General features: G+C 69.2%; 9 protein-coding genes and 5 pseudogenes. 4 read left to right on the top strand and 10 right to left on the bottom strand.

Going from position 1 to position 11,447, the window contains the following annotated elements:
- The 3 pseudogenes from G6021_RS15735 to G6021_RS17630 form a co-directional block, all read right to left on the bottom strand.
- Positions 1 to 234: pseudogene (locus G6021_RS15735) on the bottom strand (IS21 family transposase); the annotation flags it as partial.
- A gap of 144 nt (positions 235 to 378) precedes the next feature.
- Positions 379 to 597: pseudogene (locus tag G6021_RS15730) on the bottom strand (IS110 family transposase); the annotation flags it as partial.
- 253 nt (positions 598 to 850) lie between these two features.
- Positions 851 to 1,312: pseudogene (locus G6021_RS17630) on the bottom strand (TetR/AcrR family transcriptional regulator); the annotation flags it as partial.
- A 172-nt stretch (positions 1,313 to 1,484) separates the two neighbouring features.
- Here G6021_RS17630 and G6021_RS15720 point away from each other — a divergent pair.
- Positions 1,485 to 1,985 (top strand): annotated as a pseudogene (locus tag G6021_RS15720) (transposase); the annotation flags it as partial.
- A 111-nt stretch (positions 1,986 to 2,096) separates the two neighbouring features.
- On the opposite strand, the gene G6021_RS15715 reads toward G6021_RS15720, so the two are convergent.
- Entirely contained in the window at positions 2,097 to 2,624 is a 528-nt protein-coding gene (locus G6021_RS15715) for a hypothetical protein (RefSeq protein ID WP_007626533.1), read from the bottom strand.
- A 172-nt stretch (positions 2,625 to 2,796) separates the two neighbouring features.
- Here G6021_RS15715 and G6021_RS15710 point away from each other — a divergent pair, with 172 nt between their 5' ends.
- The gene (locus tag G6021_RS15710; protein ID WP_159148247.1) at positions 2,797 to 4,251 is read left to right on the top strand and encodes an MFS transporter; all 1,455 of its coding nucleotides are present in this window, start codon (positions 2,797 to 2,799) and stop codon (positions 4,249 to 4,251) included.
- A gap of 9 nt (positions 4,252 to 4,260) precedes the next feature.
- Here the strand turns inward: G6021_RS15710 and G6021_RS15705 are convergent, their stop codons facing one another.
- The 6 genes and pseudogenes from G6021_RS15705 to G6021_RS17940 all read right to left on the bottom strand — a co-directional run.
- Positions 4,261 to 4,500: a zinc-ribbon domain-containing protein gene (locus G6021_RS15705; RefSeq protein WP_061917661.1), complete on the bottom strand. Its 240-nt coding sequence runs from the start codon at positions 4,498 to 4,500 to the stop codon at positions 4,261 to 4,263.
- Positions 4,501 to 4,550: 50 nt separating this feature from the next.
- Positions 4,551 to 5,438 carry an alpha/beta fold hydrolase gene (locus tag G6021_RS15700; RefSeq protein ID WP_007626536.1) on the bottom strand — a complete coding sequence of 296 codons (888 nt, stop codon included), beginning with the start codon at positions 5,436 to 5,438 and terminating at the stop codon, positions 4,551 to 4,553.
- A complete protein-coding gene (locus G6021_RS15695) occupies positions 5,425 to 5,985 on the bottom strand; it encodes a hypothetical protein (protein WP_063973117.1) in 561 nt (186 codons plus the stop codon). Before G6021_RS15695 ends, G6021_RS15700 begins: the two co-directional genes overlap by 14 nt.
- 88 nt (positions 5,986 to 6,073) lie before the next feature.
- Positions 6,074 to 8,338: a catalase gene (locus tag G6021_RS15690; RefSeq protein WP_007626538.1), complete on the bottom strand. Its 2,265-nt coding sequence runs from the start codon at positions 8,336 to 8,338 to the stop codon at positions 6,074 to 6,076.
- A 168-nt stretch (positions 8,339 to 8,506) separates the two neighbouring features.
- A complete protein-coding gene (locus G6021_RS15685; RefSeq protein ID WP_269504680.1) occupies positions 8,507 to 8,908 on the bottom strand; it encodes a hypothetical protein in 402 nt (133 codons plus the stop codon).
- Between the two features lie 24 nt (positions 8,909 to 8,932).
- Positions 8,933 to 9,058: pseudogene (locus G6021_RS17940) on the bottom strand (helix-turn-helix domain-containing protein); the annotation flags it as partial.
- 191 nt (positions 9,059 to 9,249) lie between these two features.
- Between G6021_RS17940 and G6021_RS15680 the strand changes: the two are divergent.
- Positions 9,250 to 10,215 (top strand): phosphotransferase family protein, encoded by a 966-nt coding sequence (locus tag G6021_RS15680; protein WP_187700777.1) that lies wholly within the window; start codon positions 9,250 to 9,252, stop codon positions 10,213 to 10,215.
- Positions 10,216 to 10,267: 52 nt separating this feature from the next.
- Positions 10,268 to 11,374, top strand: coding sequence for a hypothetical protein (locus G6021_RS15675; RefSeq protein WP_067715474.1), 1,107 nt, complete (start codon positions 10,268 to 10,270; stop codon positions 11,372 to 11,374).
- Positions 11,375 to 11,447: the final 73 nt, after the last annotated feature.

The following is an 11,447-nucleotide window of genomic DNA, read 5'->3' as shown; positions in this document are numbered from 1 at the left end:
CGCCACGTCGAAGGCGACGAACTCCTCCGACGGCGTCTTACGGCCATCGGTGAACAAGGCGTCGATCTCCTCGCCGCTGAGCGCCTCGACCTGGCTCGTGGCGGTCAACCCGTGGTCGTGGCAGACCTTCTTCGCCTTGGCGATCGTGCGGTGCGAGCAGCCCGCGATCGCCTCGATGTCCCGGTAGGACCTGTCCTGCAGCAGTAGCGACATCACCAATCGGTAATCAGTCACCCGTGCCTCCTGTTCGGATCCACGCGCAGCCTTGTTGCCACGCGTGAAGCCGAGACCAGCACACGACGCCGCCCACCGCTATCCGATGCTCATACCCGCGCTACCCGATCATCAGAACCCTGCTTTCCGAAAGGTGTCCCTAACACCGTAGGAGGCAACTCCCTCGATCACCCAGAGGGCGGACTGATCACCGCCGGTGCGGCGGGTGGCCCACGAAATCGCGCGGGCCATCCCCGCGGCGGTCGTCGGGAACTGGGCGGTATCGATAACCTCACCAGTGGCAGCCAGGACTGCCAAGACGTGATTGCGTGCGTGGGTATCAACGCCGATGACGAATGGGTGAGCATGCGCGACGATGGTCATAGCGGCTCGGGTCCTTCCTACTCAGGGACAGCGGTCCGGCCGCTGGTGGCCGGCGCCGGTCTGGGTAGGAGTCACTTCGGGGCAGCACTGTGATGAGTCACGTTCCTTATGGAGCGGACAGCCTTCTGATCAAGTCACCGAGGTGGGCCAGGACGGCGTCGGCTGCCTCACCCCGGTTGGACAAATCCCTAGTAGGGCACCCCGAGGGGGCCGGGCGGTTCATGAGTCACGACCGGGGTGATGCGGCCAACTCCTATCCTTGCCAGCCGGTCCCAGACCAGCCACCCCAAGACTCACAGCGGTTCAGGTCGTGGATGGACTCGGCCGGGATGGGTTCGCCTCCCTGCTTGCGGGCAGCAAGAAAATCATCAACGAGTTGCACGCATCCGTCGTGGTCGACGGTGCAGAGCCCAGTAAGGCGAGCGAACACGACGGGACCCAGGAGTTGAACGATCGCGAAGGTGGTGTCGACGTTGCCGAGCTGTGCTCGAACGTCAGGATGTGTGAGGATGCGGTCAAAGGGCTGCCGGTATTCCTCGATGACTCGACTACGCAGTGAGGTGATCGCGGCCGAATCGGCAGGATCGCCGCCGACTGATCCGATTGACAGCCAAGCCAGAGTCGTAATGTTCAGCGGCGCCTGGTCAATCAGGTCGGCTTGGGCCGTGAGAAGCGCGATGAGTTGGTCGCGTACCGACCCACTGGTGGCAGAGACTTTCGACGGGGCGTGTCAGATGGTCTGTGTGAGTTGATCCGGAGGAGGAATCATGAACGCTATGGCTGTTGACGACCACGACGCTACGGATGTATCAGATGCTGCTGGGCTTCGCCGGGAGGTGTTCTCGGATGCGCTGATTGATCACGTACTCGCCGAGACCCGTTCGCGAGGGTTGGAGTTGACTGGCAAGGACGGCTTTTTGAACGAGATGCTCAAGGCCGTCCTTGAGCGGGGCATGGGCGCCGAGCTGACCGAGCATCTGGGCCGCGATGCCCACGCCCGTGGCGGGGACGGAAACCACCGCAACGGCACTTCGCGCAAGACCGTGGCCACCGAGGTCGGCCCGGTGGAGCTGGATCAGCCCCGCGATCGGCAGGGCTCGTTCGCCTCCCAGCTCGTCCCGAAGGGCGCCCGCCGGCTCGGCGGGCTGGAGGACCAGATCATCTCGCTGTACGCCGGCGGAATGACCGTCCGGGAGATCGAGCACCACCTCGCGCGGACCCTGGGGGTGGAGCTGTCGCACGAGTCCATCGCCAACGTCACCGACGCGGTCCTGGACGAAGTCGCCGCCTGGCAGCACCGCCCGTTGGAGGCGTTCTACCCGGTGGTGTTCCTGGACGCGATCCACATCAAGATCCGCGATGGAGCCCACGTGAAGACCCGCGCTGCCCAGAGCACATCCTGGGATGCTCACGTCCCCTACTGGAACCGGTTTGGCAACCAACAAAATGCTCGGCCCGGAACGCCCGCCCGGTCCGGGTGCTGCGCGCCCCCGGCGTCGTCAGCCGTCGTAGGCGACCGTCTCCACGACGATCGGCCCGGCGACGGCCCCGCCGGTGGTGGTGAGTCGGTATTCGACCCGGCCCGGGCCGGTGGAGATCTGCGCCTCGTAGGGGTGGGAGATCGGATCGGGGATGCCCGTCGAGATCCGCGGGAACGGGACCTGCGCGATCTTCTCCCCGGTGGCCCCGGTGTCGAGGTTGCGCCACGAGAGGGTGGCCGTGAGGGTGCACGGGCCCACCCCGACGACGGCGAAGGCCCAGGAGACGGATGCCGTGTCCGGGTACCCGTCGCCGTCGAGCGTGGTGGAGATCGCGCCTGCGCACAACCCGGAGGGTGAGCCGCCCACGGCGATCACGCGGTCAGGAGCAGGGAACAGGAGCGGGATGGCCTCGGAGGAGTCCTGGGCGTTCGCGGTGGCCGGGGCCGTGACGGCGGCGGTCAGTGCGACGGCCGTGGCGGCGAGGAACGCCCCCACGGCGACGGTGGGCCGGCGGGTGATCCGCCGGGTCGAGCCGGTGGTGTCCACCCGCTCATCGTCGCACCGCGGACAGCGGTAGACAATAGTGAGCGAGGATTCCGCCGTCACGGACCGTCATGTCGAACGACGTGGTCGTGCCCGGAACGAGAACCCGTTCGACACCTGTCTGTAATGTCCGACGAGAGGCTCCGGACGTGAGCCTCGGTCGGAAGGACACGGGATGATGGCACGAACGCGCGGTGGGGGCGCCGACACCGTCCGGTCGGACGAGAACGGCCTCATCGCGGTCCTCGCCTTCGGCGGCGTCGTCATGTCCCTCAGCCAGACGCTGGTCATCCCGCTGCTGGGCATGCTGCCGGCGATTCTCAACACCTCCGCGGTCAACGCCTCCTGGGTCGTCACCATCACGCTGCTCGCCGGAGCGGTGGCCGGTCCGCTCATGGGACGACTGGGAGACCTCTATCCGAAGAAGTACGTGCTCATCGGTTGCACGGCGGTCATGGTCGTCGGCTCGGTGCTGTGCGCACTGGCCACCTCGCTGTGGCCGATGCTCATCGGGCGCGCCCTGCAGGGCGTGGGAATCGGTGTGATCCCGATCGGCATCGCCACGATGCGCGAGATCCTCCCGGCGCGTCGACTCGCACCGGCGATCAGTCTGATGAGCTCCTCGCTCGGAGTGGGAGGGGCGCTCGGGCTCCCGGCGGCGGCCGCCCTGGCGCAATACGGTTCGTGGCAGTGGATGTTCTGGGGGTCCGGGGCCCTGGGCGTGGCGATCATCGTGATGATGACGGTGCGTCTCCGGACGCTGCCGGCCGCCAAACCGGACGGCACGCTCGACGTCGTCGGCGCGGTGGGGCTCGCGATCGCTCTCATCTCGCTGCTGCTCGCGGTGTCCAAGGGCGCCGACTGGTGCTGGGGCTCCCCGTTGACCCTCGGCTTGCTGGCCCTCACCGCGGTGTCGCTGCCCGGATGGGCACTGTGGGTCCTTCGGCACCCGTCACCCATCGTGGACCTGCGGGTTGCCGCCCGTCGCCCCGTCCTGATGACCAACATCGCCTCGGTGACCATCGGCATGGGCCTCTATGCGCAGCTGCTGATCATGCCCCAGATTCTCCAGCTCCCGGTCGAGACCGGGCACGGGTTGGGCCAGTCGATGGTGGCCATGGGGTTGTGGAGCGCGCCCGGCGGGCTGGCGATGATGGCGGTCTCCCCACTCAGCGGGCGACTCATCGGTACCCGCGGTCCCAAGACCACGCTCATCCTGGGAGCGCTGGTGGTCGCGGTCGGCTACGCGTCCGGGTTGTTCCTCATGGGATCGACCTGGGGTGTGATGACCGTCGGCATCGTGGTGAGCGGCGGTGTGGGGCTGGCCTACGGTGCGATGCCCGCGCTGATCATGGCCTCGGTGCCCACCTCCGAGATGGGCTCGGCCAACAGCGTCAACACACTCATGCGCTCCATCGGCACCACGACCTCTGCCGCGGTGCTCGGCGTGCTGCTCACCCAGATGTCCATGGACTTCGAGGGGCTGTTCGTCCCCACCGAGGCCGGATTCCGGGTCGGTCTGATGTTCGGCTGCGGCGCGACCCTCCTGGCCGCGTCGGTCGCCGCCACGATCCCGCCTCCGTGGGAGGACAGGGCCACGGCCCCAGCGGTGCCAGCGCGCGAGAGCTGAGCGGCCGGATCAGTACGCGCCGGACAGGATCCCGTCGGCCCGCGACCGGTCGATCTTGGTGGTGATGCCGCACGCCGTGCACGTGGCCGTGTACGACGACCCCAGCGGGATGATGGGGACGAAGAACAGAGAGAACGCCCGCTTGCGACGGTCGACCCGCTGTGCGGCGACGTTGCCGCAGTTCGGGCACGTGGCCCGGGCCAGCCCGAGGTTCCGGGACGAGTTCTTGAAGCCGAAGATGAAGAACATCGGCCCAGCCTGACACCGCACCGGGCCGCGCGCACCCGGTGCGGTGGAGTTCAGGCCCCGGGACCCGAGCCGTCCGCGGTCGACCGGGCGCGGGCCACGATTGCATCGGCCAGCTCTGCCGGCCGCTCGTCGGGGATCCAGTGACTGACCCCGCTCATCTCGACGAACCGGTAGTCGGCGTCCACGTGGTGGCGGGTCCGCTCGGCGCCCCCGCGGCCCAGGGCCGGGTCGCGGTCACTCCACACGAACGTGGTGGGCACACGGACCGGCGCGGTCGAGCGGGACGGTGAGGCGAAGGGCAGGGCCCGGTACCAGCCGAGTCCCCCGGGGATCGCGCCGGCGGCGACCATCTCACGCCGGTAGCGCTCGATCATCTCGGGCGTCATACCCATCCCGGCCAGGGCCTTCTCGGGCAGCGGACCGGCCGAGGTGAGCAGTCGCTCCGGCAGGAACGGCAGCTGGAAGAGCCCGATGTACCAGGATCGCAGTAGCTGGTCGGAGGCGAACATGGCCTTGAGGAAGGCGGCGGGGTGGGGCACCGACACGGCGGTGAGGCTGCGGATGCGGTCGGGGTGCGCCCCGGCGACACCCCACGCCACGGCGGCGCCCCAGTCGTGACCCACCACGTGGGCGTCGGGCAGGCCGGCGGCGTCGAGCAGGGCGAGGACGTCCCCCACCAGTTCCGACAGCCGGTACGCGCGTCGACCACGGGGGCGGGCGGACTCGCAGTACCCGCGCTGGTCCAGCGCCAGGGTGCGGTACCCGGCCGCGTGCAGGAGCGGAGACACGAGGTCCCAGCTGGAGGTGCGCTGCGGGAACCCGTGGAGCAGGACGATCGCCTCGCCGTCGGCGGGCCCGGAGTCCACCGCGCGCAGCTCCATGCCGTCGCGGGAGAACCACAGGTCCGGCCGGTGGGCATTCGGATCAGCCGCGGACATATCCCCTCCTGACCGCCCGGTCGAGAATTCCGAGCGTCGCCTTGAGCGCCGATGCGTCCAGCACCGGCAGTACTCCCGAGTCGCGCCACTTCGGGTGCGCATCGGACCAGTCGTAATAGCTGACGACCTCGGTACGCGCCCCCTCGGCGCCGTCGCCATCGCCGTTATCGCCATTGCCCAGCGGGATGAGGCGGTAGCCGTAGGTGTGGCCGATCGGGGGCGTGATGGCCCCGTCGATGGTCCAGGCGATCTCGGCGTCCGGCTCGAACCGGGTGATGATCACCGTGACGTCGTACTCGCCCATGTCGTAGTCGCCGAGGGACTCGCGGTCCATGTGGATGACGAACCGGTCGCCCTCGGCGGTGACCACCGATCCTTCGGCCGCCTGGAGCATCCCCGAGGAGTCGATCGCCACGTGGCCGTCCGGATCGCACAGTACGGCGAACACGCGGTCCGCCGGAGCCGTGATCACCCGCCGCGCCTCGAGGCGGAGACCGGCAGGACTCTCGCGGGCGGCGGCCTCACGGGTGGCGGGGTGGTCGCTCATGGCCGAGACGCTACCCGCGCACGCCGTGGGTCGGGGACCTCTCGCGATCCCCGACCCACGGTGTCCGTCTACTGCTCCGTGCCCTGCGTCAGATGCGGGCCGGGTCGGGCCGCTCCCACGCCCGGTGGGTGGCCAGCAGCGGCTTGAGTGCGGGCAGCACGCCGGCCGCTGCGTCGACCGCGACCACGCCCGGGGTGTCCGAGGTCAGTCCGAAGTCGACGTACCGGTCGATGGGCGCCAGGGTGGCGATGGCCTTCTTGTGCCGGTACATCTCGCTGATGAGCACGTCGGTCCGCGGGTGGGCGGGGAGGTCGACGACGACGAGGGCATCGAACTCGATGGACCGCTGCGTCTGATAGGTCCGCGAGATCGCGACCGTCGCATCGGGCTCGCCCTCGCCGAGCCTGCCGCCGACCGGGCCGATCACGAGCGGGACCATGTCGTCGCCGAACACGGCCTGCTCGAGTTCCTTGACCGCGCCGACGTCGGAGTTCTCCGTGACGAGGATGCCGATCTGGCGCCCGTCGGACGGCCACTCCTTGCCGATCTGGGACAGGGCCGGGCTGGTGACGACCTCGGCCACGGGCACCTTCGCGGGCGCGGGCAGTCCCAGCCCCGACGCGACGGTGACGGCCAGGTCATGGTCGATGTGCGCGAGCTGCTCGACCTGCCGGATCTTGATGGCCTCCTCGTAGCACTTGCCCAGCTCGAAGGTGTACGCCTCGGCGACGTGCGCCTTCTCCACCTCGGTGAGGCTGGTGTAGAACAGCGTCGCCTGCGAGTAGTGATCGTCGAACGTCGCCGGGGCGTCGCGGACGACCTGCGCGTCGGCGATCTGCTGCGCCACCTCCACCAGCGCACCGTCGGTGGTGCCCGCCATGAACGGGCATCCCCCGTCGAGGCTGTTGGGCTGGTACGGCGCCACGCCCACGTGGTCCGCGGACTGGTGGAACCCGTCGCGGAGCATGTCGTTGACGGGCGCGTGCGGCCGGTTGATGGGGATCTGGCCGAAGTTCGGACCGCCCAGACGCGTGAGCTGGGTGTCGAGGTAGGAGAACAGTCGGCCCTGCAGTAGCGGGTCGTTGGTGACGTCGATGCCCGGCACGAGGTGGCCCGGGTGGAACGCGACCTGCTCGGTCTCCGCGAAGAAGTTCTTGACGTTGGCGTTGAGCGTCATCGTGCCGATCACCTGCACCGGTGCGAGCTCCTCGGGGACGATCTTGGTCGGGTCGAGCAGGTCGATGCCGTGGAACATCTCGCTGACGCCGTTCTCGTCGACCGTGTCCGGGAAGACCTGGATGCCCAGGTCCCAGCTCGGGAACGCGCCGGACTCGATCGCGTCGGCAAGGTCGCGGCGGTGGAAGTCCGGGTCCATGCCGGCGGTGATCTGGGCTTCCTCCCACACCTGCGAGTGGACGCCCAGGTGGGGCTTCCAGTGGAACTTCACCAGGCTCGTCTCGCCGGCGTCATTGATGAGCCGGAACGTGTGGACGCCGAAGCCCTCCATCATCCGGTACGAGCGCGGGATTCCGCGGTCGGACATGTTCCACAGGGTGTGGTGCTGCGCCTCGGTGTGCAGGGAGACGAAGTCCCAGAAGGTGTCGTGCGCGCTCTGGGCCTGCGGGATCTCGCGGTCCGGGTGCGGCTTGGCGGCGTGGACGACGTCGGGGAACTTGATGGCGTCCTGGATGAAGAACACCGGGATGTTGTTGCCGACCAGGTCCCAGGTGCCCTCGTCGGTGTAGAACTTGGTCGCGAATCCGCGGGTGTCGCGGACGGTGTCGGCGGACCCGCGGTTGCCGAGCACGGTGGAGAAGCGGACGAAGACCTCGGTCTCCTTGCCCTCGGCGAAGACGCCGGCCTTGCAGACGCTCGCTGCGGCGCCGTTGGCCACGAACGTCCCGTGCGCGCCGGCCCCGCGGGCGTGGACCGCGCGCTCCGGGATGCGCTCGTGGTCGAAGTGCATGATCTTCTCGCGTAGGTGGTGGTCCTGAAGCAGGACCGGGCCGCGACGACCGGCCTTCTGCGAGTGATCGGTGTCGGACAGGCGCGCGCCCTGGGCGGTGGTGAGGAACTGGCCCTGCTGACGCATGACCTCCTCGCGAGCGGTGACCGAGCCGGGCGGCTCCGCGCCGGTCGGGCCGTGCGGGGTCGCGCCCTTCTGGTCGGCCTTCGGCGGCAGCGGGCTGGTGGGCTCGGTGGGCTCGGCGACGGTCGGCGGTCGCGATCCCGGCGTACCGGGGACGACGTCGGCGCTGCCGGCCAGGTCGTCGGCGAACTGTTCGGCCTTGTCGACGAGCTTCTCGGCCGCGGATCGGGCGGCAGACTTGGAGTCGGACTTCTTGTCGGGCATCGGCACTCCTTCGGGATGAGAATCGTTCTGGGTGCACTGGCTTTTCCAGCCGTGCCGGCGATTCTGCTCCTCTGGCGGAGGTCCGCAACCTGTCGCGCGACCACGCGGGGCGACGTAAACTTCGCGCCTCCGGGGCCGGCGGCCGTCGTGGTTCCGGTGACCGTCGGGTCAGCCCGTCCCTGGTGCGAGGGCGCCGGTCAGGAAATGCGACGCCCGGGCACTGTTGAGCGTGATGTCGTAGTCCGGCGACTCACGCCAGTAGCGGATCACCGAGAGGTAGGTGGAGCCGACCATCTGGGCGAGGAAGCGCAGTGGCAGGTCCTCGCGCACCTCCCCGGCGGCCACTCCCGGGGTCAGAAGTCGCACCAGGGTAGAGGTCAGCTGCTCGGTGCGGGCGGCGCTGACGGCGGGGACGGCGAGTTCACGCTCGAGCTCGCCGGTCAGCGACGCGAAGTAGACCGGCGCGGCGGCGGCGGTGGCGGCGACGTCCGCGAACAAGCGATCGAGCCGACCGGCGGTGGTCAGCGGCTCGGACAGCAGGTCGTCGACAAGGAGTCCGAGTATGGCCACGTGGGCGTCGTGGAGAGCGATGACGATGCCGTGCTTGTTCCGGAAGTAGTTGAAGAACGTCGCGCGGGAGACGCCGGCCGCCTCGGCGATCTCCTCCGCCGTGGTCTCGGCGACCCCGCGTTCGGCGAAGAGCTGACGGGCGGCCTGCAGCAGGCTCGTGCGGACCGCGTGCTTGTTGTGCGCGCGCCGAGAGGAGTCGGGCGGCGGTTCGGACCGACAGCATCACCTCGACCACCGACCTCGACGAGGTCCGGGCCCGACTGGAGACGTGGCTGGCCGAGCGGGTGGGCAGCACGGGACCGGTCCGCGTGACGTCGATCCGGCGCCCCGAGAGCTCGGGCATGTCGAGCATCTCCGTGCTGCTTGACGCCGAGTGGACCGCGGACGGGCGTGACGAGCGCGCGGCGTTGGTGGCCCGACTCGCGCCGGAGGCCTCCTCGTTCCCGGTGTTCCCCGACTACGACCTGGCCGGGCAGGCCGCCGTGATGCGCGCCGTCCGCGAGCGGACCGACCTGCCGGTGCCCGACGTCCGCTGGGTCGAGGACTCGCCCGAGATCCTGGGCGTGCCCTTCCTGGTGATGGACCGTGTCTCCGGCCGGGTCCCCGTCGACAACCCGCCGTACGTGTTCGGCGGCTGGGTGGTGGAGGAGCTGGGCGAGACCGGCCGGGCGCGGGTGCGCGAGGTGAGCGTGGACGTCCTGGCCCGGGTTCACGGCACACCGGACCCACGGACCGCGCTCGGGGATGCCGCGCCGGCCGCCGGCGTCGACAGTCTTCGGGCACACGTGGAGAACGAGCGCGCCTACTACGAGTGGACCCAGTGGGAGGACGGTCTCCGGATCCCGGTCCCGGAGAGGGCGTTCGACTGGATCGAGGAGAACTGGCCCACCGAGCTGTCGCCGGACGTGCTCTGCTGGGGCGACGCCAGGATCGGCAACATCATGTTCGACGGGGTCGAGCCCGCCGCCGTGCTCGACTGGGAGTCGGCCACGCTCGCGCCGCCGGAGCTCGACCTGGGGTGGTTCCTGTTCTTCCCCGACATGTTCCAGGAGATCGCCGAGCAGTGGGACTTCCCCGGCCTAACTGATCTGTTCCCCCACGGGGCCGTGGTCGCCCGATACGAGGAGCTCACCGGGTCACCGGTTCGCGAGCTGGAGTTCTTCCGCACCTACGCCGCCCTGCGCCACGGCATCGTGATGTCGCAGATCGAGCGCCGACGCGTCCACTTCGGCGAGGTCGAGGCGCACGAGAACCCGGACGAGGACGTCCTGCACCACGCCATGCTCGCGCGGATGATCGCCGACTGACACCCGGTACGAACCGCCCCACTCCACCGCCCCAGAAACCTAAGGAGAGTCCATGACGATCAAGCCCGCGCCCCTCGACGAGTACCCGGTCCACCAGTCCCCGCTGTCGATGGCGCAGGTCGCCACGAGTGACCGCAATTTCTACGACCGCTACTACTTCAACGCCCATGACCGGACCGGGGACGTCTATCTCGTCACCGGCCTGGGCGTGTACCCGAATCTCGGCGTGATCGACGCCTTCGCCACCGTCCGGCAGGGCGATCGACAGCGCTCGGTCCGCTTCTCCGATGCCAGCGACGAGCGGTCCCTCGACTCGATCGTGGGTGGGTACCGGGTCGAGGTGATCGAGCCGCTGCGAACCGTCCGCCTGCTCTGCGAGCACGAGGACCTCTCGTTCGACCTCTCCTGGCACGGCTCGTTCGAGGCGGTCCTCGAGGAGCGGCACATGCTGCTCGACGGGCCCCGACCGATTCTCGATGCCACGCGCTTCGCCCAGGTGGGCAGCTGGTCCGGCACGCTCACCGTCGAGGGCACCGACTATTCGGTGGACCCGGACGTGTGGATGGGTACCCGGGACCGCTCGTGGGGCATTCGTCCCAGCGGCGACCCGGAGCCCAAGGGTCGCTCGGCCGACGAGCCGCGTGAGGGCCACTGGTGGACGTACGTCCCGCTGCGGTTCGACGACTACGCGCTCATGATCATCATGCAGGAGAGCCCGGACGGGTACCGCACCCTCAACCACGCCACCCGCACCTTTGCCGACGGCCGGATCGAACAGCTGGGCTGGCCGCGCATGGAGGTGTCCTACCGCAGCGGGACCCGGCACCCGGAGTCGGCGCGGATCCACCTCACCACGCCCAGCGGTGAACCCCTGGTGGTGGAGGTGGAGACCCTCGGCTACATCCCGCTGAGCATGGGATCCGGATACGTGGGCGACCCGGACTGGCAGCACGGCCAGTGGAAGGGGCGCGGCTGGAGCCTGTCCACGGCGTACGACTTCACGGACCCCGAGCTCCCGGCGTTCATGCCGTACCAGACCATCGATCACATCGCCCGGGCCACGTGTGACGGCGCGGAGGGCTGGGGCATGTTCGAGCACGGCGTGCTGGGCCGCCACGATCCGAGTGGCTTCGTGGGCTGGACCGACCTCGCCCCGTGATGTGACCTGAGAAGTCTTGAAAAGGCTTTAACATCGAGGTCATGACCCAGGGCTCGCCGACCGCCGCTCCCTT

Origin of the sequence: Dietzia sp. CW19, from assembly GCF_014145265.1 — a bacterium.
In the GTDB taxonomy this organism is placed as follows: domain Bacteria; phylum Actinomycetota; class Actinomycetes; order Mycobacteriales; family Mycobacteriaceae; genus Dietzia; species Dietzia natronolimnaea.
Note: the sequence above shows the minus strand (reverse complement) of the source record. Positions and strands in the feature narration are given on the sequence as shown.

What these genes read in the sequence shown, in the direction of transcription:
- G6021_RS15710 (WP_159148247.1), top strand. Translation starts at nt 2,797, where the DNA reads ATGATGGCACGAACGCGCGGTGGGGGCGCCGACACCGTCCGGTCGGAC.
- G6021_RS15705 (WP_061917661.1), bottom strand. Translation starts at nt 4,500, where the DNA reads ATGTTCTTCATCTTCGGCTTCAAGAACTCGTCCCGGAACCTCGGGCTG.
- G6021_RS15700 (WP_007626536.1), bottom strand. Translation starts at nt 5,438, where the DNA reads ATGTCCGCGGCTGATCCGAATGCCCACCGGCCGGACCTGTGGTTCTCC.
- G6021_RS15695 (WP_063973117.1), bottom strand. Translation starts at nt 5,985, where the DNA reads ATGAGCGACCACCCCGCCACCCGTGAGGCCGCCGCCCGCGAGAGTCCT.
- G6021_RS15690 (WP_007626538.1), bottom strand. Translation starts at nt 8,338, where the DNA reads ATGCCCGACAAGAAGTCCGACTCCAAGTCTGCCGCCCGATCCGCGGCC.
- G6021_RS15680 (WP_187700777.1), top strand. Translation starts at nt 9,250, where the DNA reads ATGTCGAGCATCTCCGTGCTGCTTGACGCCGAGTGGACCGCGGACGGG.
- G6021_RS15675 (WP_067715474.1), top strand. Translation starts at nt 10,268, where the DNA reads ATGACGATCAAGCCCGCGCCCCTCGACGAGTACCCGGTCCACCAGTCC.